This is a genomic window from Salinispora fenicalii, assembly GCF_000514815.1.
Classification (GTDB): domain Bacteria; phylum Actinomycetota; class Actinomycetes; order Mycobacteriales; family Micromonosporaceae; genus Micromonospora; species Micromonospora fenicalii.
This window is the reverse complement of sequence record NZ_AZWQ01000018.1, coordinates 1-24,961: the sequence shown is the minus strand read 5'-3', so window position 1 is coordinate 24,961 and position 24,961 is coordinate 1. Positions and strand designations below refer to the sequence as shown.

Sequence of the window (24,961 nt, the reverse complement as noted above, 5' to 3'; positions counted from 1 at the left end):
GCGGGAAGGGCCGATCGTGTTTTTCTACAGTTCCTGCCGCTGATCCGGGATCACCGATTTCCGAGTATCGGTGGAGTAGCTTTCGACATGCTCGATCGCCATGTCCAGCGCCCGGGCGAGCGGCCGGCTGGTCCGGTAGGTCTTGCTCAGCAGCAGCCCCCCTTGTAGGGCGGCCATGATGCCCTCGGCCAGTGCGTCTGGATCGGCGTCCGGCCTCAGCTGTCCTTGGTCGCGCATGGTGGTCAACCCGGTCAGTAGCGGGGATGCCCACGCGGTGAAGCACTTCTGCAGTACGGCATGAGTCTGCGGATCGCCATCGGCGATTTCGTTGGCCAGGGAGCCCAGCGGGCAGCCGCCCAGGTCTTTGGCCTCGTCACGGGCGGTGATGACCTTGTCGCGCCACCGACGCAGGGCGGGCAAGGAGTCCAGCTGGTCCAGCTCAGGGCGCTGGGACTCCATCGTCCGGTCAGTTTGCTGCCATGCTGCCGCTCGGAGTAGGTCATCCTTGTTCGCGAAATAGTGGTATAGCTGCGACTTGCTGGTCCTGCTCGCCGCCATTACGTCGTCCAGGCTTGTGCCCGCAGCCCCATGCTCACGGATGAGGTTGGCCGCAGCCTCCACGATGCGGGTCCTGGTCGCGGCGCCCCGGGGGGTCAGCTTGGGGGTGCGCTGGCTGGTCATCATGCCGGAACACTAGCAAAACTGGACTTGTGAGTCCAGGATATGCCCTCTAGCTTGGACTGCATGGTCCAATGTTCGGCATGCGGATGCCGGCGCCGACAAAGGAAGAATAAACGTTGACTAGACTCAATAAGGGGCAGCCGTTTCCGAAGCTTCAGGTTCCTGCGGTAGGGGGCGGCATGCTCAACCTACCGGAGGATCTCGCCGGTCAGTTCGGCGTTGTGTTGATCTATCGCGGATCATGGTGCCCATTCTGCAGCAAGCAGCTTGCGAGATTCCAAGAGGCCAGCGATGCCCTCGTGGAACTCGGGGTACGTGTCGCCGCGTTGTCGGTTGACGATGAGGAGACCTCTCGTAGGCTCATCGAGAAGCTCGAGCTCGGCTTTCCAGTTGGACACAGCGCCGATGTCGCCAAGGTGGCCGAGGCGACGGGCGCCTACGTCGACGACGAGCTGACCTACCTGCAGGCTACGGAGTTCGTCCTTGCGCCCGACAGCACCGTGGCGGAGGCCAGCTACTCCAGTGGGGCTGGCGGCCGCCTGACCCCCTTCGACGTCGCCGGCCTGATTCGCTATATCCGCAAATACAGCTGCGCATAGGCGGTGGCGTACCGACGTGAGGCCGGTGAAAGCTGCGGCGTGACGGTAGTCGATAGCTGATGAGGTCTCCGGTAGGCGGTTCAGCGACCAAGCTCGAGCGTCATACCGGAGATCTCATGCCACAGACGCCACCGCAGCAGCTCTGCTCCTGGCCGCCGGCGACAACCCATAGCGACTCATCTTCGCTGGGACCTGTGCACCCGCGCCGGCATAGACCGACGTGTCAGTGAAGGCAAACTGGAGAGGTGGATATGGTGCGGTGGATCCAGTATCCGAGTGTGCTGAGAAGATTTGTGTCGCAGTGAGGCGTGCCGATGGACGCCTTTCTACGTCTAGGCATGGACCCTTGACTTCGGAGCTACTCGTCTAGGCTTGCAGCGATGTCCAGCGAACCCACCTCTGACCGCTCCGCTGCCGACGGGTACCTCCAGCGAGCCCAGCTCCTCGCCGAGCTCGGCCGCTACGACGAGGCCGTCACCGAGCTGGGGTTCGCCCTCGCCCTTGACCCCGGCCACGCGGCGGTGCTGACCGAGCTTTCTCGGGTGCAGCTCGCGGCGGGGCGGCCCGCGGAGGCGCTCACCGCCGCCGACGGCGCGTTGGCGGTCGCGGCGGACTCGGTCCCCGCGCTGGTCGCGCGGGGGATGGCCCTGGCAGACCTGACCGAGCATGGGGAGGCGGCCCGGACCGCGGACCGCATTCTCGCGCTGGGACCGGATGACGCGTACGCCCAGCGCAGCGGCGCGGCGATCCTGGCCGGTTCCCGCAACGGCCAGCCCGCGCTGAACGCGGCCTGGCGGGGGGTGGAGTTGGCCCCACAGGAGCCGGCGGGGCACCTGGTGCTCGGGTTGGTCGCGGCCAACCTGCAGCTGTATGACCTGGCCGAGCGGGCGTACACCGAAGCGCTGCGGCTCGACCCGCAGCTCGCCGAGGCGCGGCACGACATCGGGGTGCTGCGGCTGGAGCAGCGCCGGTGGAGCGAGGCGCTGGAGCACCTTGCCGACGCGGCGGCGATCAGCCCTGGTCGGGTCAATTCGGTTCGAACGATCTCGGTCGGCCTTCGTCAACTCGTCGTCATTGGAGCCGGTTGGTCCATGGTCGCCGCGGTGGTGATCGCCTGCTTCGCGGTGGGCAGCCCGGGGCTGTCCCGGGCCGTCGCGGCGGCGGCCGCCCTCGGTGGCGGGTTGATGGTGTGGCGGTACGCGGCGAAGCTGCCCGGCGTGGCCCGCACGATCCTGCCGGAGCTGCTGCGCTCCGACCGGCCGCTGGCGCTGGCCGGGTACGCGACTGCCGCGGCCCCGGTGCTGTTACTGCTCTACACCCTCGTTGGCACGGTCTGGCCGCTGGTCCTGGCGATCGCGGTGGCGGCCTTCGCCGTCGTCACCGCGCTCGCCCGCTCGGTGCGCTGAAGCGGCTACTCGCGCCGCGCCCAGGTCCAGGCGTACGCGTCGTCTTCGCAGGCCGCGGCGGCGTCGCAGAGCTCCAGCGGACGGAAGGTGTCGACCATGACGGCGAGCTCGTCGAAGTAGTCGACGCCGATCGACCGTTCGGCGGCGCCGGGCTGCGGTCCGTGGGTGAAGCCCGACGGGTGTAGTGAGATCGATCCCTGGCCGATGCCGGAGCCGCGTCGCGCCTCGTAGTTGCCCCCGGTGTAGAAGAGCACCTCGTCGGAGTCGACGTTGTGGTGGTTGTACGGCACTGGGATCGCGTCGGGGTGGTAGTCCACCTTGCGGGGGACGAACGAGCAGATCACGAAGTTCGGGCCCTGGAAAGTCTGGTGCACCGGTGGGGGCTGGTGGACCCGGCCGGTGATCGGCTCGAAGTCGTGGATGGAGAACGCCCACGGGTAGAGGTGCCCGTCCCAGCCGACCACGTCGAACGGGTGATTGGCGTAGACGTGCCGGGTCCAGCCGCGTCGGTGCCGGACCAGGACCTCGAGCTCCTCGCCGTCAACGAGCAGTGGCGTGTCCGGTCCGCGGACGTCTCGCTCACAGTACGGCGAGTGTTCCAGGAACTGACCGCGCACCGACAGATAGCGCTTGGGCGGGCCGATGTGGCCGGCCGCCTCGACCGCCAGTAGCCGAACGGGCTCGCTGCCGGTGGGAACGAGCCGGTGGATGGTCGAGGTCGGGATGATCACGTAGTCGCCGGCGACGGCGTCGAGGGGGCCGAAGGGGGACTCGACCCGCAGGCTGCCGGATTCGACGTAGAGGCAGTGGTCGCCGGTGGCGTCGCGGAACAGCGGGGAGGGCTGCTCGGCCAGCACGTACGCGATCCGGACGTCGTCGTTGCCGAGCAGGTAGCGCCGGCCGAGTACCGGGTCGGCGCTGGCTGCGTCGAGTTGGTGGGTGCGCAGGTGGCGGGGCTTGAGCGGGAGGTTCGGCGTGTAGGTGACCGCCGGTGGGGTGAACTCCTCGGCAGCCACGATCGCGGTCGGTGCGTGCCGGTGGTAGAGCAGCGAGGAGTCGTCGGAGAAGCCTTCTTGACCCACCAACTCCTCGGCGTAGAGGCGGCCGTCGGGCTGACGGAACTGGGTGTGGCGCTTGCGCGGCACCTCGCCGACGCGGCGGTAGAACGGCATCTCGCCCTCCCCGAGCAGATATTCCACGGTGTCCGACAATCGGACGCTATTGTCCGCTCCTTTAGCGTCCCGTAGATTGTTGTGTCGTGTCAACGAAGCTGCCCCGACTCCTCGCCGGCCTCGTCGACGACGCCGCCGTCTTCCCGCCCGGCAACGCGTCGCTGCCCGATGCCGTTCCGGCGCACCGGCAGCACCGTTCGTCCTGGTATGCCGAGCTCGTCGGCCCGCTCCTGGTCCCCGCCTCCACAGTGCTCAATCGTGAGCTGCAGACCCTGGTCGACCCGGCCGAGGAGCTTGTGGTCGGGCTGATCGGAGACACCGGACTGGACGGCCTCCCGGCCGCCCTCGCCGCAGTGCCCCCCGGCGTCACGATCCAGCAGGTCGAGGTCGCCGTCGCCGCCCGCGGTGCGGACCCGCAGCCGGGCCTGACGAAGCTCTTCCCGTTGGCGGAGCGACTCGCCGGCCGCACCGTCTACGCCGAGATTCCGCTGACCTTCGGCTTGATGGGGGCGCTTGACCGGCTCGTCGAGGCCCGGGCCGCCGGGCTGTCGGTGGCCGCGAAGTTCCGGACCGGTGGCCTCGCCGTCGAACTCTTCCCCACGCCCGCCGAGCTGGCCGCGGTGATCCACGGGTGTCAGCAGCGGGAGTTGCCGTTCAAGCTGACCGCCGGGCTGCACCACGCGGTGCGACACCTGGACCCGGAGACCGGCTTCACCCACCACGGCTTCGCGAACGTGCTCGCCGCCGCGCTCGTCGCGGCCGAGGACGCCGAGGTGGAGCGGGTCACCGAACTACTCACCACCACCGACCCGCGGCCGTTGCTCGCACCGATCGCGCAGCGGCTGGAGGCGGCGCGTCCGCTCTGGGTCGGCTACGGCTCGTGCAGCATCCTGGAACCACTGACCGATCTGATCCAGCTGGGGCTGGTGAACGGGGGTATCGACGCATGACCTGGGTGACCGGCCTGGAGGGCTCGCCGTACGGGCTGCACAACCTGCCGTACGGAGTGTTCCGTACCGCCGATCGCGAGCCGCGGGTGGGCGTACGCGTCGGCACCCACGTGCTTGACCTCGGCGGCGCCGAGCAGGCTGGCCTGGTGCTGGCCGCCGGTACGCTGAGCCGCCCTCGACTGAACGACTTCATGGCACTCGGGCGTCCGCAGTGGACGTCGGTACGGCAGCGGATTGTCGAGCTGTTCACCGATAGCGCTCATCGGGCGGCCGTCGAGCCGCTGCTTCTGCCGCTGTCGGACGTGGAACTTCAGCTCCCCTTCGACGTGGCGGACTACGTCGACTTCTACTCCTCTGAGCAGCACGCCAGCAACGTTGGTCAGATCTTCCGCCCGGGCCAGCCGCCGCTGCTGCCCAACTGGAAGCACCTGCCGATCGGCTACCACGGTCGGGCCGGCACCGTCGTGGTCTCCGGCACCCCGATCGTCCGGCCGTGTGGCCAGCGGGCTACTCCGCAGGGGCCGGTCACTGGCCCCTCGGTTCGCCTCGACATCGAGGCGGAGGTCGGCTTTGTGGTGGGTGTGCCCAGTCCGCTGGGCAGCCGGGTCCCGGTCGGAGACTTCGCCGACCACGTATTCGGCGTGGTGTTGGTCAACGACTGGTCCGCCCGGGACATCCAGGCCTGGGAGTACCAACCCCTCGGACCGTTCCTCGGCAAATCCTTCGCCACCTCGGTCGCGGCCTGGGTGACGCCGCTGGAGGCGCTTGGTGCGGCGTTCGTGCCGGCACCGGAGCAGGATCCGCCGGTCGCTGACTACCTGCGCGACGAGCCGCACCTCGGGTTGGATCTGCGCCTGTCGGTGGAGTGGAACGGCGAGCGGGTGAGCGAGCCGCCGTTCGCCACCATGTACTGGACGCCGGCACAGCAGTTGGCCCATCTGACCGTTAACGGGGCCGCGCTGCGCACCGGCGACCTCTACGCCTCTGGCACCGTCTCCGGCGCCGAGCGCGGCCAGGTCGGCTCGTTCCTCGAGCTGACCTGGGGTGGGGCGGAGCCGGTCCGGGTTGGTGGCAGCGAACGCACTTTCCTGGCCGACGGCGACACCATCACTATCACCGGTACCGCGCCCGGCCCGGACGGCACGACGGTCGGCCTCGGCGAGGTCACCGGCACCATCGTCGCCCCCCGCTGACCAGCGAATACCCCTTCATCCCGGCGCGCGTCGCCCCTGTGGGGCCGCTGGGCCGAAGCGATACCACCGGCGCGACCAGGTCCGCCCGTACCGAGCGAGAATCCGTCCTCGGTACGAGCGGATCGCACAGGTCGTCCGACCGGGCCCCCTTCCTGTCACGTTGATCGATCGGATCCGTCGCCACGCGGTACGGGCTTGCTCCCCAGGTCGGGCCCGGCGGCGAGTTGGCGGCACAGCGACAGGAGGGTGAAGGATGAACGATTTCCCAGGTGCGGTCTGGCGATCCAGCAGCCGCTCCAACGACCAGGGGCTCTGTGTGGAGGTGGCCGACAACCTGGTCCAGACGCTTGGCGTGGTGGCCGTACGGGACTCGAAGGACAGATCTGGTCCGGCCCTCGCGGTGGGGGGACCGGGATGGGCGAGGTTCATTCGGGCGGTCCGGGCCGGGGAACTCGGTAGCTGAGCGGCGCGGGGCCGTGCGGGGCAGCGGCTAAATAAAGTGGCGGCGGGGCCCCGCACGGCGGTCACGGCGCGTACCGTCGACGCCACGGGAGGTGGTATGTCGCGGGTGACGGTCATGCGGTCTTTCCAGGCGCAGCCGAACGACGTGTGGCGCCTGCTGACCGATCTGACCGTGCGCACCCACGCCACCCTGGGCCGCGTGGTCCTGACCCGCGGCGAGTTCGGCCCCGGCGCCGCCTGGCGGGAGATTCGCTCCCAGCCGGATGGGTCGGCACTGGTCGAGGAGTTCGTCGTGGTCGAGGCCGAGCCGCCGCACCGGCTGGTGCTCGCCTCACCCGGCACGGAGGTGGACTATCGGGTGACCTGGACGCTGCGCCCCGCCCGACGTCGAGGCGAGCGCAACACGGTGGTCACGGTCACCCAGGAGGCGATCCCCTCCGGCGCCCGCGGCCGGATCGTCGCGTTCCTGCTCGGCGGGCTGGCCGCTCGGGCGGTCGCCGGTGCGCTGCGCCGCGACCTCGCCGAGCTTGCCGCCGCCGCCCGCGCCGACCCTGCGCCTTCCGGTGAGGCTGCCGCCGGGCGCTGACCCGGCGGCCTGGCGGTGCGACCCCACGGCCCTGTTTCGTGGCTGCCGGGCCGGTGGTGTCGGCCAGACTGTGGGTTCGGCAACCACGCCGTAGCTGGGCGCCGCGTGCTGGGTAGGGTTCCGGGCGGAGGTGCGCATGGTTTTCCCGACGGGTCGTCGGCTGTTCGTAGTGGCGGCGGTGGTCGTGGTGGTGCTGATGGCGGCGGTGGCGGCTACGGTTTACCGGGTGCTCGCCCCGGCCGAGGTCAGCACCCCAGCGGACGGCCCTTACCCCACCGCTGCGACTCCGGACCCCGGCCTCGTCGCGCGGCTGCCGGTGGCGCCGCTGGTGGTAGACGGCCGAATTCGGGTGTACGCGGCCGAGCGCCAGGTCTACGCCGATGCGCCGGTCGAGTTCAAGCATCGAAGCACGCCGTACTGGTCGTTTCGCCGCTGGCCCGCCGAGTTGGACGGTGTGGTGGCGAGCGGCCACACTGTGGTGACCCGTTGGTCGGACGGCCAGGTGGTGGCGCTGGACGGGCGTACCGGCGAGATCGCCTGGCGGGCGGAGGGGCCGGTGCCGGAGTCCGACCCGGAGGCCCGGCGAACCGGTGCGGAAACCGTGTGGAACCCGGCGGGGCTCTTTGTCGCTTCGGCTGCTGCCGACACCGCGGTAGTGCTCTCCGCCGGCCGGGCTGCGATGGCCGGCTGGAATCTGGCCGACGGGCAGCAACTCTGGCGGTCCGACGTCGGGTCGGGGTGCCAGCAGGCGGTCGGCACCACCACGGCTGGCGCTCTGGTGAGCATCGACTCCTGCGGCTCCGCGGCCACCGTCGACTTCCGGGACGCGGCCACCGGCGCCGTTACTCGCTGGAGCCCGCCCGGCGGCGGGGAGGCGCTGGTCGTCACCCCGCTCGGCTGCCACTCGGGCCGATCCGGTTGCGCCGGCCTCCGTACGGCTGTCGGACCGGGTGACGACGCGGCTCGGGGCTGGCTGTTCGGTGCGGGAGAGCCGGCGGCGGCACCGGTGCTGGACGCACCCGACACCCGGCTCGCCGGTGACGTCGCCGTCGACGTACGGGACGGCTCCCTGGTGGCCCGCGAGGCGCGGACCGGGAGCGAGCAGTGGCGGCACGAAGATGTGGGCGGGGCTCGGGTGCTCGCGGTGGAGCCGGACCGGGTACATCTGGTCACTGAAAGCAATGACCTGATCACGTTCGATTCGGTCAGTGGGGACGAGCGATCCCGGTTCAGGCTTTCTCTCGGCACCGACAGCACATCGTGGGCCCCCGGCACGGCGTACGCGGTCGGTGGCTACCTGGCGGTGGAGTGCCTTCGCCTCCCGGTCGACTCGAAGGCCGACGACCAGCGCTACTTCCTCACCTCGCGACCGGTCCTGCTCGCCGCGACCTGAGCGGGCCGTCAGCCCGCGGCGAGTAGGACGCCGTGACTCAGCCGAGCGCGGCCTCCGCCGCGGCGAGGAAGACGTCATTCTCGGCCGGGGTGCCGATGGTGACCCGGACTCCGTCGCCGGGGAAGGGTCGTACGATCACGCCGCGCGACTCGCAGGCCCGGCCGAACTCCACCGCCTGGTCGCCCAGGGGCAGCCAGACGAAGTTGGCCTGGCTGGTCGGTACGTCTGGGATCAGCTTACGGACCGCCTCGGTGACCCGGCCCCGCTCGGCCACGACCAGGGCGCAGCGCCGCCGCACCTCGTCGGCCTGGGCGAGGGCCGCCAGCGCGCCGGCCTGTGCGGCCACGCTGGCGGAGAAGGGCGTGACCACCTTTCGGATGGCCGCGGCCACCTCCGGCTGGGCGACCAGGAAGCCGATCCGCAGCCCGGCCAGGCCCCAGGCCTTCGACAGGGTCCGCAGCACCGCCACGTTCGGTCGGTCCAGGTAGTTGAGACCGTCCGGCACCTCCGGGTCGGTGACGAACTCCCGGTAGGCCTCGTCGATGACCACCAGCACGTCGTCCGGGACCTGGTCGAGGAAGCGCTCCAACTCGGTTCGGCCTACCGCGGTGCCGGTGGGGTTGTTCGGGTTGCAGACCAGGACCATTCGGGTGCGGTCGGTGATCGCGGCGGCCATCGCGGTCAGGTCGTGCCCGTGCCCGGCGTCGTTGCTGACCCGTACGCTGGTCGCCCCGTTGGTCGCCGCGATGATCGGGTACGCCTCGAACGAGCGCCAGGAGTAGATCAGCTCGTCACCGGGCATGCAGGTGGCCCGGACCAGGTGATCGGCGAGCGCCACCGACCCGCAGCCGGTGGCGATCCGCTCGGCGTCCACCGCGTACTGCTCGGCGAGGGCCGCGCGCAGCGCCACCACGCCCATATCCGGGTATCGGTGGGCGCCCGCGGCGGCCTCGGTGACCGCCGCCACCACGCCGGGCAGCGGTCCGTACGGCACCTCGTTGCTGGCCAGTTTGATCGCCTCGGGCAGGCCCAGTTCGCGGGCCAGGTCGGCCGGGCTGCGCCCTGGCACGTAGCTGGGCAGTATGTCCAGGTCGGCGCGGGTGAGCCGGGGTGCCGGCCGGCGTCGTCCGGTATCGGTCATGGGGTGTCTCCCGGGGGTGCGGGGCGGTCGTTCGGGACGGGGGTGCGGGGTAGCTGAACCACCACGGTCTGCGCCCGCTTGTCGTGCAGGGCCTGCCGGAGCGGACGGTCGAACAGCGGTGAGAGGGAGTCGATGAGCTGCAACAGGAAGCCGACGCAGCAGAACCAGAGCAGGGTGGGCAGGCCGAGCGTGTTCCAGCGGCGCAGCGCCCGTCCGAAGCCCAGCGGGGCGACGGCGCTCACCGGTAGCACCTGCAGGCCCATCACCCGCTTACCGAAGGTCTGTCCGCGGCTGGCCATCGACGGTACCTCGTAGGCCATCCAGAGCGCTGTGGCGATCAGCAGAATCGCGATCTGGAGGCCGCCGGCCTGGTCACCCGCCGCCGGTAGGGGCTCGGTGGTGGTGTCCTGTTCAACGATCCGGCGCCAGGCTTCGGCGATGGGCGGGGACATCTGCTGGATGTACTGCCACACGAACCAGAAGTTCACCACCACGTTCAGCGCGAGGACAGCGGCGATATCGATGAGGCGGGCCACCAGCCGGGCCCCAAACCCGGCCAGCGGCAGCCCATGCAGACGAGGCTCAGGCTGCTGCCCGGGCCAGGCCGGGTACGGCACGCCCGGTGGTGGCGCACCGGCGTTCCCCGGGTACGGCGTGCCCGGTGGTGGCGCACCGGCCGGTCCGGGCTGCGGGCCGGTCGGTCCGGGCTGCGGGCCGCCCGGTGGGGGCCAGTGTCCCGGCGGCGGGGTGCCGGCTGGGGCGTGCTGCCCCGCCCCAGCACCCGGCTGACCGGCGGATGCGCTGGGCTCGTCGGGACGGGCAGCCGGCTCGGGCTCGGGCTCGGGCGGGCCCGCCGGGGGTGTGGCCTCGGCGGGGATGGGCGCACCGAGCCAACCCTCGCCGTCCCAGTAGCGCCGGGTGTCCGGGTCGGCGGGGTCCAGATACCAGCCAGGTGCGACGCTCACCGCGCCACCTCGTTCTGCTCGCTCACCTGGACACCTTAACGACGGTGGTTGGCGGCCTGCCCGTTGGCGGGCACCGGGTGGGCCGCCAACCACCGACCGTCACAGGTTGCCGCGCTTCTCCTGCTCCCGCTCGATGGCCTCGAAGAGCGCCTTGAAGTTGCCCTTGCCGAAGCCGAGCGAGCCGTGTCGCTCGATCAGCTCGAAGAAGACGGTCGGGCGGTCCTGGACCGGGTTGGTGAAGATCTGGAGCAGGTAGCCGTCCTCGTCCCGGTCAACCAGGATCCGGCGGGCCTTCAGCTCCTCGATCGGAACCCGGACCTCGCCGATCCGGGCCCGCAGCTCCGGGTCGTCGTAGTACGAGTCCGGGGTCTCCAGGAAGTCCACTCCCGCCGCGCGCATCGCGTCCACGCTGGCCAGGATGTCGTTGGTGGCCACCGCGATGTGCTGGGCGCCGGGGCCCTGGTAGAAGTCCAGGTACTCGTCGATCTGCGACTTCTTCCGGGCGACCGCCGGCTCGTTGAGCGGGAATTTCACCTTCCGGGTGCCGTTGGCGACCACCTTGCTCATCAGCGCTGAGTAGTCGGTGGCGATGTCGTCGCCGACGAACTCCGCCATGTTGGTGAAGCCCATCACCCGCTGGTAGAACTCGACCCACTCGTCCATCCGGCCCAGCTCGACGTTGCCGACGACGTGGTCGACCGCCTGGAAGAAGCGCTTCGGCTGAACGCCAGCGTCGATCATCGGCTGGCGGTCAACGATCGGTTGGCGGGCGACGTAGCCGGGCAGGAACGGACCGGTATAGCGGGAGCGGTCCAGCAGGGTGTGGCGGGTGTCGCCGTAGGTGGCGATGGCGGCGAGCCGGACGGTGCCGTGTTCGTCGCTGACCTCGTGCGGCTCAGCCAGGCTGGTCGCGCCCTTGCCGACGGCGTGCGCGTACGCCGCGTCAACGTCGGGGACCTCCAGCGCGATGTCGCAGACCCCGTCGCTGTGCCGGGCGACCTGTTCGGCGCCGGGCGCGTCCGGGCGGACCGCGCCGGTGAAGACGAACCGGGCCGAACCGCTGGTCAGCACGTACTGGGCGTGGTCCCGGTAGCCCTGCTCTGGCCCCCGGTAGGCCACGCAGGTCATGCCGAACGCCGTGGAGTAGAAGTGCGCGGCCTGCTTGGCGTTGCCGACCAGGAAGTGCACGTGGTCCAGGCCCTTGACCGGGAACGGGTCGCGGCTGATGTCGTGGTCAACGGCGCCGACCAGCAGGTCGGCGTCGACCTCGTCGTTCGACTGGGGTCGGTCGATCGCCTGGGTCATGGTGGCCCTCCCTCGCGTACCGGCCGGCCTGGTGGGCCGCAGCCGTGTTCCGTTAGTGCTGTGTTCCTCCGGTGAATATCGCTGTGTCCCCGGTCACTGGGCAACTGTTGTTGATCAGGCTGGTCAGGTTGCACAAGCGGTAGGGTCCTTACCCATGAGCACTGGTCATTCTGTCCAGCTGGACAGCCTCGACGTTGGCCTGATCGAGCTCTTAGCCGAGGAACCGCGGATCGGAGTACTGGAGTGCTCCCGTCGCCTCGGGGTGGCCCGGGGCACCGTGCAGGCGCGGCTGGACAAGCTGGTCGCCCGAGGGGTGATCGACGGGTTCGGCCCCGCGGTGTCCCCGGCCGCTGTCGGGTTCGGGGTGACCAGCTTCGTCACTCTGGAGATCAGCCAACGACACGGGCGCGATCCGGTCGTCGCCCACCTGGCGGCGATCCCGGAGGTGCTCGAGGCGCACACCATCACCGGCTCCGGTGACCTGCTCTGCCGAATCGTGGCCCGTTCCAACGCCGACCTGCAACGGGTGATTGACCAGATCGTGTCGCACGAGAGCATCCGACGCACCTCGACGATCATCGCCTTGGCCGAGCAGATCCCGCGCCGGGTCCTGCCCCTGCTCCGTTCCGCGCTGCGGGCAACGTCGCCGTCGGCTGCGGAGGATGCCCGGTCCACTCAGCCGTTCTCGGCGAGCGCGTCCCCCAATGCGGTGCGGCGGTAGCGGACCGTGCGGCCGGCGCGGGCGCGGGTCACCAGGCCGGCCTCGCGCAGCACCGCCAGGTGGTCGCCGACGCCGCCCAGGCTCAGACCGAGTTGCGCGACGAGCTGACTGGTCGTCGCGGGGGCCACCAGGGCCCGCAGCACCGTGGCGCGGCCCCGGCCGACCAGCCGGTCCAGCGCGTCCACCGGCCGCGTCGGGTCCGGGGGAGCGAGTAGTTCGGCGACCCCGGCGGCCCGGTAGACGATCGCGTACGGCCCGGGCTGCTCGACGTAGTACATCAGGGTGCCGAAGACGGTGGGCACGAAGAGCATTCCGCGCCCGCTCAGCGGGTACGTCTGCGGGTCCGGGTCGTCGATGTCGAGATAGCCGACGCCCGGGCCGGACACCCAGTGCAGCCGGGGGTCCAGGTCCGCGACCGCCGCGCCCCAGCCGTACGCGAGCAGCCGCCCCGCCCGGTGCAGCAGGTCCCGCTCCAGGACGGCCCGCAGTCGCGGCCACTCCGGCTCGACCAGCGTGACCCAGGCCGCTTCGATCCCGTCGGCGAGTCGGTCCACCACCGCCGGCGACTCGTAGATCCGACGGGCGTTCGCCGGTGGGGTGCGATGGCCGGCGAGATTGCGGGCCAACTCGGCGCGGGCCCGCGCTAGTGGAGTCGACCGGACGATGGCGAGTTCGTCGGTGAAGTCCCGCGCCGTGCCGTCCGGTGGTGGTTGGTAGAAGTCCGCGTTGTACGCGCCCTGGCGTTGCAACGCCAACAGCGCGTCGATCGCCGGCATGCTTCGCCGCAGCCGCTCGAAGGCGGGGCGGGCCCGGGTCACCCACGGGGTCAGCCCGGTGACCTCGTTCTGCCCGGCGCAGAGCCGCAGCGCCGACATCGCCTCCCCGAGCGGCGAGATGGCGTAGCGGCTCACCGCCACATCCGCCGAGGTCACCTCGATCCGCATGCTGCTCCTTTCGCTGGTGAACGAAAGGATAGGTCGTCACCGGGTCACTCCCCACACTTACTCGAATGATCGTTACCGACTCCCGTCCCGTCACCTTCCGGGACGTCTTCGCCGTCGCCGAGTTCCGGGTGCTCTTCGGCGGCTACAGCGTCTTCATGATCGGCGAGACGGTGAAGATGCTCGCCCTGTCCGTGCTGATCTACGAGCGCACCGGCTCCGGGCTGCTCGCCGCGTTGGCCTACGTGACCGGGTTCCTGCCGCACGCGGTGGGCGGGGTGTTCCTGCTCGCCCTCGCCGACCGGTGGCCGGCCCGGCGGCTCATCGTCGGCTACGACTTGTTCCGGCTCGCCATGGTCGTGGTGCTCGCGCTCGGCGTGCTCTCCCCGGCGGCGATGCTCGGCCTGGTCGCGGTCGTCGGCCTCCTCGCCCCGGTCAGCAGCGCCGCCCGCAGCGCGCTGCTGCCGGAGATACTGCACGGCGACGCGTACGTGCTGGGGCGTTCGGTGCTGACCGTGGCGGCCGGGGGCACCCAGGTGGCCGGGTTCGCCCTCGGTGGCCTGCTCCTCGGGCTGGTCGGCCCGTACGGGGCGCTCTGGCTCACGGCGGCCACCTGCCTCCTCGCCGCCCTGCTGACCCGGGTCGGGCTGCCCTCGCGAGCGCCCCGGGTGGGTACGGCCACCGGAAACGCCGTCGGAGAGACCTGGCGGGTCAACCGGATACTCCTCGCCGACCGGCGGGTACGCGGTCTGCTCCTGGCACAGTGGATTCCCGGCTCGCTACTGGTCGGCGCCGAGGGCGTGATCGTGCCGTACGCGGCCCAGCTCGAACCGGCGGCCAGCGCCGGCCTGCTGCTGATGGCCGCCGCGTTCGGGATGCTCCTCGGTGACCTGCTGGTCGGACGCTTCGTCGGGCCCGCCCGCCGGGAGGCGTTGACTCCGTGGCTGGCGCTGCTGCTCGGCGTGCCGCTGCTCGCCTTCCTGGCCCAGCCCGGCCAGCGGCCGGCGGCGGTGCTGCTCACGGTCGCGACCGCCGGTTTCGCCTACCAGCTCGGGCTGGCCCGGCGGTTTCTCGACGCGGTGCCGGAAGCCCGCCGGGGACAGGCGTTCGGGCTGCTGGGCACCGGCCTGATGGCGGTGCAGGGGTTGGCCGCCGCGGCCGGCGGGGCGTTGAGCGAGGTGGTCGACCCCGGCACGGTGATGGCCCTGGCCGGGGTGGCGTCGCTCGCCGCGACGGTGATGCTCTGGCGGGTGCTGGCCCCGTCGCCCACACCAACCGCGGCGGGGGCTCTGCGTTAGCGCGCGGTGCGGGCCCGTGCGTGTCGGGTGTGGGCCCGTGCGTGTCGGGTGTGGGTACGGTGCGGGCCCGTGCGTGTCGGGTGCGGGCGCGGCGGGGTGCGGCGGACGGAGCGGGCGGCTACCGTGTCCCGGTGGGGAAGGGGCGCGGCCTTGGTAAACCGGGTTGGCTGCTGCTCGGGCTCGTGACGGTCGTCGTGCTCTCGGTGAGCGGTGTCTGGAACCCGTTTCCCGGCGTGTGGGACTGGGTGAACCGCAGCGCCCCGATCGGCGGGCCGGGCGTGGTCTGGCAGCAACGCGTCGGTGGCACCCCACGCAGCGTCACCATCGCCGGTGAGGCCGTCGTGGTCGAGCAGCGCACCCGGGTGGAGGCGGTGGGGCTCGCCGACGGCACGCCGCTCTGGAAACGCAAGGCCGACTGGTCGGCGGTCGCCGGTACGGGCCAGGACGCCGTCGTCGTGGTGGGCAAGCTACTCACCCGGGGCTACGAGGTGCTCGACCCGGTCACCGGTGCCACCCGGCGGCGGGACAGCGACGCGGTCGCGGTCTGGACGTGGCAGAACCTACTGCTCGACGCGCGTTGCCCGGCCCCTACCGACTGCACGCTGCAGGCCTGGGACCCCCGGGGCGACACCCCGCTGTGGACGGCCTACCTGCCGGGCGTCCGAAGTGGCTTGCTCGGCGACAACCCGGGGCTGCTCGACACCCGCCGGATCGAAGCCGTCCGGATCGACAACGAGATCTCCGGCCCGGAGCCGGTGCCGGGGCTGCTCGGGTTTCCGGTCGACGGTCGCGTGCACGTGTTGGACACCGCGACCGGACGGGTGCTCGTCGACATCGAGCCCGGCCGGGACGAGCGGCTGTCGGTGGTCGGTGGTCGGATGCTGCGGCTCACCGCCCGCTCCGAGGAGGGCAACTGTCTTTACGCCGTCTCGGGGTGGGATCCGTTGGCCGGGCGGGAGACCTGGCAGCGGGCGGGGGTCAACTTCGGCACCGCCGACGCCATCGGCTGCGCCCAACGCCGGGACCCGCTGGGCGCCCGTAGCGTGCTGATCGGAGTGTCGTCGGACGGCAAACAGGCGGTTCTCGACGCCTACGACGGCCGACTGCTGCTGGTCACCGACCCGGGCACGAAGATCGTCGCCGTTGACGACCGGTACGCCCTGGTCCGCGCGGCCGACAAGAGCTCGGTCGTCGCCCGTGAACTGGGCGGCGGCGAAACCCGGTGGAGTCGCCCCGCTGATGGGGAGCCGAGGGCGGCGCTCACCCCGACCGCGGCGATCTTCGCCGAACAGGAGCCGTCCCGGCTCGTCGCGCTCGATCCGCGTACCGGCGCCGAGCTGGCGAACCTCCGTACGGCGGCGAACGCGCTCGCGGTCGGAGCGAACGGCATGGTCATCGGGGAGGGGCGGCAGATCGGGTACGTGTCCTTCCCGCCAACCGACCCGGCAGGGTGAGAGCGCTGTCCCAGGACCTACCCGGCGGGTGGGACCGGACGGCTCTTCTGCCCTAGGCTTCCGCTCATGAGCAGTGCCGCCTCCTTCTCGTACGCACCCCTGCTGCCGACCGGTTCGGACCAGACGGAGTACCGCCTGATCACCGACGAGGGCGTTGATGTCGTCAACGGTCCCGGTGGTCGCCGATTCCTGACTGTGGAACCGGCTGCGCTCACCGCGCTGACCGCCGAGGCGATGCATGACATCGCGCATTTTCTGCGCCCTGCGCATCTGGCGCAGCTCCGGTCGATCATCGATGACCCGGCGGCCTCGCCGAACGACCGTTTCGTCGCGCTGGACCTGCTGCGCAACGCGAACATCGCCGCCGGCGGGGTGCTTCCGATGTGCCAGGACACCGGCACGGCGATCGTGCTGGGCAAGCGGGGCCGGCACGTGCTCACCGACGGGGCGGACGCCGAGTCGATCTCTCGGGGCGTCTGGCAGGCGTACACCCGGCTGAACCTGCGCTACTCGCAGCTCGCCCCACTGACCATGTGGGAGGAGCGCAACACCGGCAGCAACCTGCCGGCGCAGGTGGAGCTCTACGCGGAGGACCCGGACGGGCAGCCGGACGCGTACAAGTTCCTCTTCATGGCCAAGGGCGGCGGCTCGGCCAACAAGTCGTACCTGTACCAGGAGACCAAGGCACTGTTGAATCCGACTCGGATGATGCAGTTCCTGGAGGAGAAGCTGCGGTTGATCGGCACGGCGGCCTGTCCGCCGTACCATCTGGCCGTCGTCATCGGCGGCACCAGCGCCGAGTACGCGCTGAAGACCGCCAAGCTGGCCTCCGCGAAGTACCTGGACGGGCTGCCGACCGTGGGCTCGATGACCGCGCACGGCTTCCGCGACCTGGAGCTGGAGGCTGAGGTGCTGGAGCTGACCCGGGGCTTCGGCATCGGCGCACAGTTCGGTGGCCGGTACTTCTGTCACGACGTGCGGGTGGTCCGGCTGCCTCGGCACGGCGCGTCGTGTCCGGTGGCGATCGCCGTGTCCTGCTCGGCGGACCGGCAGGCGGTCGCGAAGATCACCCCGTCGGGGGTGTGGCTGGAACGACTGGAGACGGACCCGGCCCGCTACCTGCCCGACGTGACGGAGTCCCAGCTGGAGTCGTCGGAGGTGGTCCGGGTCGACCTCAACCGGCCGATGGACGAGATCCGCGCCGAGTTGAGTAAGTACCCGGTCAAGACCCGGCTGTCGCTGAGCGGTCCGCTGGTCGTCGCCCGGGACATCGCCCACGCCAAGATCGCCGAGCGGCTGGACGCCGGGGAGCCGATGCCGGCGTACCTGCGGGACCACGCGGTCTACTACGCCGGCCCGGCGAAGACCCCCGAGGGCTACGCCTCCGGCTCGTTCGGCCCGACCACGGCGGGCCGGATGGACGCGTACGTGGAGAAGTTCCAGGCCGCCGGTGGCTCGATGGTGATGCTGGCGAAGGGGAACCGCTCCGCCCAGGTCACCCGCTCCTGCCAGCAGCACGGCGGCTTCTATCTCGGCTCGATCGGCGGCCCGGCGGCCCGGCTCGCACAGGACTGCATCAAGCACGTCGAGGTGCTTGAGTACGCCGAGCTCGGGATGGAGGCGGTCTGGCGGATCGAGGTGGAGGACTTCCCGGCCTTCATCGTGGTTGACGACAAGGGCAACGACTTCTTCGCCGAGGTGACCAAGCCGGTCCTCACCGTCGGTCGCCGCTGACATCGGTGCGCCCGTTCGGCCGTAGCCGAACGGGCGCACCGCCCCCGTCGGATGTCACCGACCACGCGACCTGGATTGTCGGTCGCCGCTCTCTTGATCCGCTCTCATCGCGCTATCGCCGTACCTAAAACGGTTTTAGGTCGACAGCTACCCTGCTGGAAGTTGCGAAACGGCAGGGGTGGAAGTATGCGGTTTGGGATCCTGGGCCCACTACGGGTCGGTGGCGAGGCCACCGTTACCGCGGGTCGGGATCGGACCATCCTCGCGATGCTGCTGCTGCAGGCTGGTCGGATCGTGCCGACGGAGGAGTTGGTTGACGCGGTCTGGGAGGAGCAGCCACCGGCTACCGCACGGGCCCAGCTGCAGACCTGTGTGTCCCGGCTGCGGCGCCGCTTCGCCACCCTCGGGCTTCCCCCGGAACTCATCGTCACCGACCCGGGCGGCTACGGCGTCCGTACCGCGCCGGGAGACCTCGACGCCGAGGTGTTCGGCGACGAGGTGGCTGCCGCTCGGGCAGCGGTCGCCACTGGCCAGCTGGCTGACGCCCGTCGGCACTTCCGTGCCGCGCTTGCGCTCTGGCGGGGGTCGGCGCTGGGCGGCATCGCCGGCCGGAGCGTACGCGGGCGGGCCCAGACGCTCGACGAGCAACGGGTGACGGCGCTGGAGGAGTGCGTTCACGTCGAGCTGCGGCTCGGCCAGGCCGTCGATCTGATCGACGAACTGACCGAGGCGGTGGAGCGGCACCCGCTGCGGGATCGCCTGCGGGGCCAACTGATGCTGGCTCTCTCCGCCATCGGTCGCCAGGCCGATGCCCTCGTCGTCTACCGGGACGGGCGCCGTCGCTACGCCGACGATCTCGGTATCGAGCCCGGCGTGGAGCTGCAGGAGCTGCACCAGCGGGTGCTCGCCGGGGACCTGGTTACCACTGGACCGCGGCGTACCACCACCCCGGTTCGAGGCCTCCCGAGGGCGATCAGCGACTTCACCGGCCGGCAGGAGATCGTCGCGAGGCTGCTCCAGCAGCTCCACGAGGGGGACACCCAGGTTCAACTGATCGACGGGATGGCGGGCAGTGGCAAGACCACCCTCGCGGTGCACCTCGCCACCCGCCTCGCCGACCGCTACCGGGACGTGCAGCTCTTCATCGACCTGCACGGCCACAGCGAACGCACTCCGTTGACCCCGGCTACCGCGGTGGCGACGTTGCTGCGGCAGCTCGGAATCCCGGCGGAGCAGGTTCCGGTGGACTTTGAGGATCGCCTCGCCCTGTGGCGCACCGAACTCTCCGACCGGCGGGCGCTGGTGTTGCTGGACAACGCGGCGAGCGTTGATCAGGTCGCACCTCTGTTGCCGACCGGGCGTTCCTGCCTCACGCTGGTGACGAGTCGGCGGCGGTTGGTCGGGTTGGATGCGGGCCAGCCCGTGTCGCTGCCCGTTCTCGACCTGGATGAGGCCGTCACGCTGCTGGCGCGGGTGGCCGGCCCGGAGCGGGTCACCGCTGAACCCGAGGCGGCGGCGGAGGTGATTCGTCGCTGTGGCTTCCTGCCGTTGGCGATCCGCCTGGCGGGTGCCCGGTTGGCGCACCGGCCGAGCTGGCAGATTGTTGACCTTGTCGAGCGGCTGGCCGGAGCCCGTGATCCGTTGGCCGAGTTCGTGGCTGGGCCGCGTTCGGTTGGCGGGGCCTTCGCCCTGTCGTACGCGCAGGTTTCACCGCCCGCACAGCGGCTCTTTCGACTGCTCGGCGTGCATCCTGCCAGCAACTTCGACAACGCGGTCGCCGCCGCGTTGGCTGAGCTGGCCCTACCCGACACCCAGGACCTGCTCGACGAGCTGATCGATGCGAACCTGGTCGAGGAGCCGAGGCCGGGCCGGTTCCGCCTACACGACCTGATCCAGGAGTACGCCCGTCGCCTGTTGGCCGAACCCGGTCGAACGGCCGAGCGTGCCGCCGCCCTGGAACGACTTATGGATCATTGCCTGTACGTTGCGGCAGCTATTGCCCGTTCACTCGAGGAAGCCAGTCGGGCCGCCTTCGTACTGCCGGATCCGCCGCGAGCCGACCTGGTTGAGGCATGCCTACCGCAGAGGACAACGTGGTTCGACAGCAACCGCGTGGTGTTGACCGCGCTGCCTCGGATCGCCGAGGCGGAGGGACTGCTCCAGCACTGTTGGCGGCTTGCCCGCGCCTGCTGGTGGGCGAACTACCAAGGCGGCCACCTCAGCGAGCTGATCGAAATGCACACCGTGGGCCTCCGTGCGGCGGAGCGCCTTAACGATCAGGCTGCGGTGGCGCTGACCCTGAACTACCTGGCCTCGGCGCACTACCGGCTGGCGCAGTTCCCCGAGGCGATCACCCTGATGTCGCGGGGCCTCCAGGTATGCCGCCAGCTCGGGCTGCGGCGACAGGTGGTGAGCGGACTGATGAACCTCGGAATCGCCTACTCCGGCGGTGGCGACTACCGGCGCGGCTTGGAGTTTTTCGACGAGGCGATCAGGCTCGTCGATGCTGGAACTGGGCGGGGTGCGCTGGTCGAGTTGACGAGCAACAAGGGCTGCGCGCTCGCCTACTGGGGCCGGTACGAGGAAGCCCTGCGCACGATCCGGCTGCACATGTCGCTGGCCCGGGAACTTGATGATCTTTGGGAACTCGGCCGGGCGTTCGGGCACACCGGCATGATTCGGCACCGGATGGGGGACGTCGCGCCGGCCCGGCGGCTACTCCGGGCGGCACTGCGGCTCATGCGGCTGGCCGGAAACAGCTACGGCGAGGGCGAGGTCCTCAACGAGTTTGGTGTGTTGGAGCGGGAGGCTGGACGGCCTGAGGAGGCTGCGCGGCTGCACCGGGAGGCGCTGATCGCGATCAACAAGTCCGGCGACCGGGCTGGTGCGTGTGCCTCTCGCAACCTGCTGGCTCGGGCGATCGCCGATCAAGGGGACCGGCCGAGCGCGTTGGATCTCTTCCGCCGGGTGCTGCACGACGCCCAGAAGATCAACCATCGGTACGAGCAGGCGCGGGCCCTGGACGGCATGGCCCGCTGCCTGCGGTCGACGGACATGAGTGCGGCGCGAGCGTACTGGACCCAGGCGCTTGCCCTGTTCGACCAGGTCGACGTGCCGGAGCGGCACGAGGTGCGGCGGCTGCTGACCGAGCTGGGTTGAGCGGCTCGGGGCGCCGGTTCTCCGGCCAGGTTCGGGCGGGCCTCAGCCCGAGGATCACGCCGATTCCGACGACGACCGCACCGACGATGTCCGCGCTCGAGGGGTGGCCGGTGCCCAGCAGCGCCGTGGCCGCGACCGCGCTGGCCGGGGCGATGCCGGCGGCGAGCCCAGCCCGATCGGCGCCGAGCCGGGAGATCGCCCCGTACCAGAGTACGAACGCGAGCGCGGTGACGACGACGGCGAGGTAGGCCAGTCCCAACGCCTGCCCGATGGTCGGGAGGGGAACCGCGCTCCGCCCGTCGGCGACGACGGCCGCGATGAGCAGTACGGGCACTGCCAGCGCCGACGCGTACGTCGAGACCCGCAATGGGCCCAGCCTCGGTAACAACGGGACGGCGAGCAGCGAGAACGCCACCTCGGCGGCCAGTGCCCCCAGCGCCCACGCCAGCCCGGTGACACTGCCGCCACCGTAGCCCTGGGTCAGCACCACGCCGGCCGTCACCACGACTGCGGCGGCTACCACCCGCCCGCTGGGGGGCCGACGCCGTAGCAGCGGAGCCAGGAGCGCGAGCATGATCGGAACGCCACCGATGACGGCCCCGACGCTGGACGGGTCGGCATGCCGTACCGCCTGCACGTAGCAGACGTTGAATCCGGCCAGGCCCGTGCCGGCGAGGAGCGCTGGTGACCTGGGCGCGGAAGGTCGACGGGATCATCGTCGAGGACGACTACGACGCAGAGTTCTGGTTTGACGACGCCGAACGTCCTCCCGCCGTCCAAGGCCTCGCTCCCGAGCGGGTGGTCTACGGCGGGTCCGCCAGCAAGACGCTCGCCCCGGGGCTTCGGATCGGGTGGCTCGCCGCGCCCGCGCACCTCACGCCGGCGCTGGAGCGGGCCCGCGCCCGCCAGGACCTGGGCAGCTCCACCATCGATCAGCTCGCGTACGCCGACTTCATCGCCACCGGACGGCTCGAGCGGCACCTGCGTCAGATGCGCAGGCGCTACCGGGAGCGGCTGGAAGCGTTTACCGCCGCGGTGGCCAACCTGCCGCCACTTCAGGTTGATCGGCTCACCTGCCGGTCTGCATACGTTCCTGGCGACTCCGCCGTACCTTGACGAACGGGCGTTGGTGGATGCCGCCGCGCGACGCGGCGTGGTCGTGCGGGGGGCGGACCACTTCGCCTTCCACCATCGTCCACTGACACCGGGGCTCGTCGTCGGGTACGCCGTCCACTCTCGCGACTCGCTTGTCGGAGCCGCCTCCGCCTTGGCCGCCGCAGTCCGGACGATCAGGACCGATTGAGTGGCTCGGGGTGAATATCCGCGCGGCGCGGTCGTGCGCGGCAGGATGGTGGGGTGAAGAATCCTGAGGCGACGGGCAACCGGATCGAACGTGACTCGATGGGCGAGGTGGAGGTGCCCGCCTCGGCCCTGTGGCGGGCGCAGACCCAGCGCGCGGTGCAGAACTTCCCGATTTCGGGGCGGGGGATGGAGCCGGCCCAGATCCGGGCACTGGCCCAGATCAAGGGTGCCGCGGCCGAGGTCAACGGTGAGCTGGGGGTGCTCGACCCGAAGGTGGCCGCCGCGATCGCCGCCGCCGCGGCGCACGTGGCCGACGGTGGGTACGACGACCAGTTCCCCGTCGATGTCTTTCAGACCGGCTCCGGTACGTCGTCGAACATGAACGCCAACGAGGTGATCGCCACCCTGGCCAGTCGGAAGCTCGGCGCCGACGTGCACCCGAACGACGACGTGAACGCGTCGCAGTCGAGCAACGATGTCTTTCCGTCCTCGATTCACCTGGCCGCCACCGAGTTCGTGACCTGGGACCTGCTGCCTGCCCTGGTGCACCTGGCGGAGGCGTTGGAGGGCAAGGCCGCCGAGTTCGAGACGGTGGTCAAGGCGGGGCGTACCCACCTGATGGACGCCACGCCGGTCACCCTGGGCCAGGAGTTTGGCGCGTACGCCGCGCAGGTTCGCTACGGCATCGATCGGCTGGAGTCGGCCTTGCCCCGCCTGGCCGAGCTGCCGTTGGGCGGTACCGCTGTCGGTACCGGCATTAACACCCCGCTGGGCTTCGCGGCGCGGGTGATCGAGCGGCTGCGTACCTCGACGGAGTTGCCGCTGACCGAGGCGCGAAACCATTTCGAGGCGCAGGGTGCACGGGACGCGCTGGTCGAGACCTCCGGGCAGTTGCGGACGATCGCCGTCGGTTTCTACAAGATCGCTAGCGACATCCGCTTGATGGGCTCCGGCCCCCGGGCCGGCCTGCAGGAGTTGCGTCTCCCGGACCTCCAGCCCGGGTCGTCGATCATGCCGGGCAAGGTCAACCCGGTGGTCTGCGAGGCGGTCCGCCAGGTCTGTGCGCAGGTGATCGGCAACGACGCAACGGTCGCCTTCGCCGGCTCCCAGGGCGACTTCGAGCTGAACGTGATGCTCCCGGTCATGGGACGCAACCTGCTGGAGTCGATCAAGCTGCTGGCCGCGTCGGGGCGGCTGCTGGCGGACCGGTGCGTGGTCGACCTGGTCGCGAACGTCGAGGTCTGTTTGTCGTACGCGGAGGGCTCGCCGTCCATCGTCACCCCGCTCAACCGGCATCTCGGGTACGACGAGGCCGCTTCGATCGCGAAGGAAGCTCTCGCGAAGCAGGTTTCGATCCGGGAGGTGGTGGTCTCCCGGGGGCACCTGGATTCCGGCAAGCTCACCGAGGAGCAGCTTGACGAGGCGCTTGACCTGCTCCGGATGACGCACCCCTGACGGGTCGTGCCGGGTCAGTCGCTGGTCAGGTCTGGTTGCCAGCCTTGCTTGACTGACTGTCGGCACCGGTTGGGGTCGTCTCCGGTGGCGGTGAAGAGTGCGGTCAGCAGGAGGGGGCCGTGGGCGAGGGTCGGCCGGGGCAGGGGGCCGGTGGCGACCAGGGAGACCAGGCCGTGGGCGACGGCCCAGCTCTGGGTGGCCAGTTCGAGGGGGGTGGTGTCGGCGCGGTAGCGGCCGGCTCGCCGGCCTCGTTCGGCGGCTTGGACCAGGTACTCCAGGGTGTCGTCCGCCGCCTGGGCGTCTTCCAGGTCGAAGTTGGCGTCGAACATGACCCGGTACAGGTCGGGGTGGTCCAGGGCGTTGCCGAGGTAGGCGGCGATGAGGGCGGTCAGGTCCCGGACCGGGTCCGCCGAGGGGGTGACTTGGGCGAGTCGGGCGCCCAGGCGGGTGAAGCCTTCCTGCCGGAGCGCCTTCCACATGCCGTCCATCCCGCCGAAGTGGGTGTAGATGGCCATGGTCGACACGCTCGTGCCGGCTACCAGCGAGCGGAGGGTGATGGGTTCGCGGGTGCGGAGCATGTGCGCGGCCCGCTCGATGAGTTGGGTACGGACCGCTGGGTCTCTCCTCCTGGCCACAACCCCAGGATACATAACATAGCCGTGCTATGTTTAGATGGTCCTACCGACAGCTCCACGAAAGGGGAGTCAGCATGACCATCACCCTGGTGAACCCCGAAGGGCTACCGAAGGTCGACCTCTACTCGCAGGTGGCGGTCGCCACCGGGTCGCGGCTGGTCTTCCTCGCCGGCCAGGTCGCCGTCGACGCCGACGGGAACACGGTTGGCGTGGGCGACCTCGCTGCCCAGGTCGAGCAGTGCTACCTCAACGTCGCCACCGCCCTGGCCGAGGTCGGCGGCTCCTTCGATGANGTGGCGAAGTTGACCGTGTACGTCGTCGACTGGACGCCCGACAAGATGGCGCTCCTGGGAGAGGGGATCGCGCGGGCGGCGGCGAAGCTGGGCGTCACCCTGGCCGCCCCGTTGAC

At 70.6% G+C, this 24,961-nt stretch carries 21 protein-coding genes and 2 pseudogenes; 15 read left to right on the top strand and 8 right to left on the bottom strand.

What is annotated here, in order from left to right:
* Positions 1–24: 24 nt before the first annotated feature.
* Positions 25–684, bottom strand: a complete 660-nt coding sequence (locus B116_RS0108160; protein WP_027659751.1) for a TetR/AcrR family transcriptional regulator — start codon at positions 682–684, stop codon at positions 25–27.
* 113 nt (positions 685–797) lie between these two features.
* On the opposite strand from B116_RS0108160, the gene B116_RS0108155 reads away from it, so the two are divergent.
* On the top strand, positions 798–1,280 hold the full coding sequence (locus B116_RS0108155) for a peroxiredoxin family protein (protein ID WP_027659750.1): 483 nt from the start codon (positions 798–800) through the stop codon (positions 1,278–1,280).
* 380 nt (positions 1,281–1,660) lie between these two features.
* On the top strand, positions 1,661–2,686 hold the full coding sequence (locus B116_RS0108150) for a tetratricopeptide repeat protein (RefSeq protein WP_018720960.1): 1,026 nt from the start codon (positions 1,661–1,663) through the stop codon (positions 2,684–2,686).
* Positions 2,687–2,691: 5 nt separating this feature from the next.
* On the opposite strand, the gene B116_RS0108145 is transcribed toward B116_RS0108150, so the two are convergent.
* Entirely contained in the window at positions 2,692–3,858 is a 1,167-nt protein-coding gene (locus B116_RS0108145) for a homogentisate 1,2-dioxygenase (protein WP_027659749.1), read from the bottom strand.
* Between the two features lie 86 nt (positions 3,859–3,944).
* Here B116_RS0108145 and B116_RS0108140 point away from each other — a divergent pair, with 86 nt between their 5' ends.
* The 5 genes from B116_RS0108140 to B116_RS0108120 all read left to right on the top strand — a co-directional run bounded on the left by B116_RS0108140 (position 3,945) and on the right by B116_RS0108120 (position 8,442).
* Positions 3,945–4,808 carry a hypothetical protein gene (locus B116_RS0108140; protein WP_027659748.1) on the top strand — a complete coding sequence of 288 codons (864 nt, stop codon included), beginning with the start codon at positions 3,945–3,947 and terminating at the stop codon, positions 4,806–4,808.
* Positions 4,805–6,001: a fumarylacetoacetase gene (gene fahA / locus B116_RS0108135; RefSeq protein ID WP_018720957.1), complete on the top strand. Its 1,197-nt coding sequence runs from the start codon at positions 4,805–4,807 to the stop codon at positions 5,999–6,001. The genes B116_RS0108140 and fahA overlap by 4 nt, the downstream gene beginning before the upstream one ends.
* A 253-nt stretch (positions 6,002–6,254) precedes the next feature.
* Positions 6,255–6,464, top strand: a complete 210-nt coding sequence (locus B116_RS0108130) for a DUF397 domain-containing protein (protein ID WP_018720956.1) — start codon at positions 6,255–6,257, stop codon at positions 6,462–6,464.
* Positions 6,465–6,560: 96 nt separating this feature from the next.
* Positions 6,561–7,049, top strand: coding sequence for an SRPBCC family protein (locus tag B116_RS0108125; RefSeq protein ID WP_018720955.1), 489 nt, complete (start codon positions 6,561–6,563; stop codon positions 7,047–7,049).
* Positions 7,050–7,185: 136 nt separating this feature from the next.
* Positions 7,186–8,442: an outer membrane protein assembly factor BamB family protein gene (locus B116_RS0108120; RefSeq protein ID WP_027659747.1), complete on the top strand. Its 1,257-nt coding sequence runs from the start codon at positions 7,186–7,188 to the stop codon at positions 8,440–8,442.
* A 37-nt stretch (positions 8,443–8,479) separates the two neighbouring features.
* On the opposite strand, the gene hisC is transcribed toward B116_RS0108120, so the two are convergent.
* From hisC to hppD, 3 genes are all read right to left on the bottom strand, one after another.
* Positions 8,480–9,583, bottom strand: a complete 1,104-nt coding sequence (gene hisC / locus B116_RS0108115) for a histidinol-phosphate transaminase (RefSeq protein ID WP_027659746.1) — start codon at positions 9,581–9,583, stop codon at positions 8,480–8,482.
* Positions 9,580–10,548 (bottom strand): RDD family protein, encoded by a 969-nt coding sequence (locus B116_RS0108110; RefSeq protein WP_027659745.1) that lies wholly within the window; start codon positions 10,546–10,548, stop codon positions 9,580–9,582. Before B116_RS0108110 ends, hisC begins: the two co-directional genes overlap by 4 nt.
* Positions 10,549–10,647: 99 nt before the next feature.
* Complete coding sequence (hppD, locus tag B116_RS0108105) at positions 10,648–11,853, bottom strand: 4-hydroxyphenylpyruvate dioxygenase (RefSeq protein WP_027659744.1); 1,206 nt, start codon at positions 11,851–11,853, stop codon at positions 10,648–10,650.
* A 154-nt stretch (positions 11,854–12,007) separates the two neighbouring features.
* On the opposite strand from hppD, the gene B116_RS0108100 reads away from it, so the two are divergent.
* The gene (locus tag B116_RS0108100) at positions 12,008–12,574 is read left to right on the top strand and encodes an Lrp/AsnC family transcriptional regulator (protein WP_027659743.1); all 567 of its coding nucleotides are present in this window, start codon (positions 12,008–12,010) and stop codon (positions 12,572–12,574) included.
* Here the strand turns inward: B116_RS0108100 and B116_RS0108095 are convergent.
* Positions 12,529–13,518, bottom strand: a complete 990-nt coding sequence (locus B116_RS0108095; protein ID WP_027659742.1) for an ArsR/SmtB family transcription factor — start codon at positions 13,516–13,518, stop codon at positions 12,529–12,531. The two genes, B116_RS0108100 and B116_RS0108095, sit on opposite strands and share 46 nt — an antisense overlap.
* Before the next feature lie 65 nt (positions 13,519–13,583).
* On the opposite strand from B116_RS0108095, the gene B116_RS0108090 reads away from it, so the two are divergent.
* From B116_RS0108090 to B116_RS0108075, 4 genes are all read left to right on the top strand, one after another.
* A complete protein-coding gene (locus B116_RS0108090; RefSeq protein ID WP_027659741.1) occupies positions 13,584–14,813 on the top strand; it encodes an MFS transporter in 1,230 nt (409 codons plus the stop codon).
* Positions 14,814–14,893: 80 nt separating this feature from the next.
* Complete coding sequence (locus B116_RS0108085; protein ID WP_033667425.1) at positions 14,894–16,267, top strand: outer membrane protein assembly factor BamB family protein; 1,374 nt, start codon at positions 14,894–14,896, stop codon at positions 16,265–16,267.
* Positions 16,268–16,333: 66 nt separating this feature from the next.
* Positions 16,334–18,001, top strand: a complete 1,668-nt coding sequence (locus B116_RS0108080; RefSeq protein WP_027659739.1) for a fumarate hydratase — start codon at positions 16,334–16,336, stop codon at positions 17,999–18,001.
* A gap of 186 nt (positions 18,002–18,187) precedes the next feature.
* Entirely contained in the window at positions 18,188–21,160 is a 2,973-nt protein-coding gene (locus tag B116_RS0108075) for an AfsR/SARP family transcriptional regulator (RefSeq protein WP_027659738.1), read from the top strand.
* Positions 21,161–21,269: 109 nt separating this feature from the next.
* Here B116_RS0108075 and B116_RS26375 read toward each other — a convergent pair.
* Positions 21,270–21,734 (bottom strand): annotated as a pseudogene (locus B116_RS26375) (EamA family transporter); the annotation flags it as partial.
* 95 nt (positions 21,735–21,829) lie between these two features.
* On the opposite strand from B116_RS26375, the pseudogene B116_RS24835 reads away from it, so the two are divergent.
* Positions 21,830–22,463, top strand: a pseudogene (locus B116_RS24835) (aminotransferase class I/II-fold pyridoxal phosphate-dependent enzyme); the annotation flags it as partial.
* A gap of 53 nt (positions 22,464–22,516) precedes the next feature.
* A complete protein-coding gene (locus B116_RS0108055; protein WP_018720942.1) occupies positions 22,517–23,917 on the top strand; it encodes a class II fumarate hydratase in 1,401 nt (466 codons plus the stop codon).
* Between the two features lie 14 nt (positions 23,918–23,931).
* Here the strand turns inward: B116_RS0108055 and B116_RS0108050 are convergent, their stop codons facing one another.
* Positions 23,932–24,552, bottom strand: a complete 621-nt coding sequence (locus B116_RS0108050; RefSeq protein ID WP_188116009.1) for a TetR/AcrR family transcriptional regulator — start codon at positions 24,550–24,552, stop codon at positions 23,932–23,934.
* A gap of 74 nt (positions 24,553–24,626) precedes the next feature.
* Here B116_RS0108050 and B116_RS0108045 point away from each other — a divergent pair.
* Positions 24,627–24,961: RidA family protein (locus B116_RS0108045; RefSeq protein ID WP_027659735.1), on the top strand; the 335-nt coding region annotated here is incomplete at its 3' end.

What these genes read in the sequence shown, in the direction of transcription:
- B116_RS0108080 (WP_027659739.1), top strand. Translation starts at nt 16,334, where the DNA reads ATGAGCAGTGCCGCCTCCTTCTCGTACGCACCCCTGCTGCCGACCGGT.
- B116_RS0108075 (WP_027659738.1), top strand. Translation starts at nt 18,188, where the DNA reads ATGCGGTTTGGGATCCTGGGCCCACTACGGGTCGGTGGCGAGGCCACC.
- hppD (WP_027659744.1), bottom strand. Translation starts at nt 11,853, where the DNA reads ATGACCCAGGCGATCGACCGACCCCAGTCGAACGACGAGGTCGACGCC.
- B116_RS0108125 (WP_018720955.1), top strand. Translation starts at nt 6,561, where the DNA reads ATGTCGCGGGTGACGGTCATGCGGTCTTTCCAGGCGCAGCCGAACGAC.
- B116_RS0108130 (WP_018720956.1), top strand. Translation starts at nt 6,255, where the DNA reads ATGAACGATTTCCCAGGTGCGGTCTGGCGATCCAGCAGCCGCTCCAAC.
- B116_RS0108100 (WP_027659743.1), top strand. Translation starts at nt 12,008, where the DNA reads ATGAGCACTGGTCATTCTGTCCAGCTGGACAGCCTCGACGTTGGCCTG.
- B116_RS0108145 (WP_027659749.1), bottom strand. Translation starts at nt 3,858, where the DNA reads ATGCCGTTCTACCGCCGCGTCGGCGAGGTGCCGCGCAAGCGCCACACC.
- B116_RS0108090 (WP_027659741.1), top strand. Translation starts at nt 13,584, where the DNA reads ATGATCGTTACCGACTCCCGTCCCGTCACCTTCCGGGACGTCTTCGCC.
- B116_RS0108150 (WP_018720960.1), top strand. Translation starts at nt 1,661, where the DNA reads ATGTCCAGCGAACCCACCTCTGACCGCTCCGCTGCCGACGGGTACCTC.
- fahA (WP_018720957.1), top strand. Translation starts at nt 4,805, where the DNA reads ATGACCTGGGTGACCGGCCTGGAGGGCTCGCCGTACGGGCTGCACAAC.
- B116_RS0108160 (WP_027659751.1), bottom strand. Translation starts at nt 684, where the DNA reads ATGATGACCAGCCAGCGCACCCCCAAGCTGACCCCCCGGGGCGCCGCG.
- B116_RS0108120 (WP_027659747.1), top strand. Translation starts at nt 7,186, where the DNA reads ATGGTTTTCCCGACGGGTCGTCGGCTGTTCGTAGTGGCGGCGGTGGTC.
- hisC (WP_027659746.1), bottom strand. Translation starts at nt 9,583, where the DNA reads ATGACCGATACCGGACGACGCCGGCCGGCACCCCGGCTCACCCGCGCC.
- B116_RS0108095 (WP_027659742.1), bottom strand. Translation starts at nt 13,518, where the DNA reads ATGCGGATCGAGGTGACCTCGGCGGATGTGGCGGTGAGCCGCTACGCC.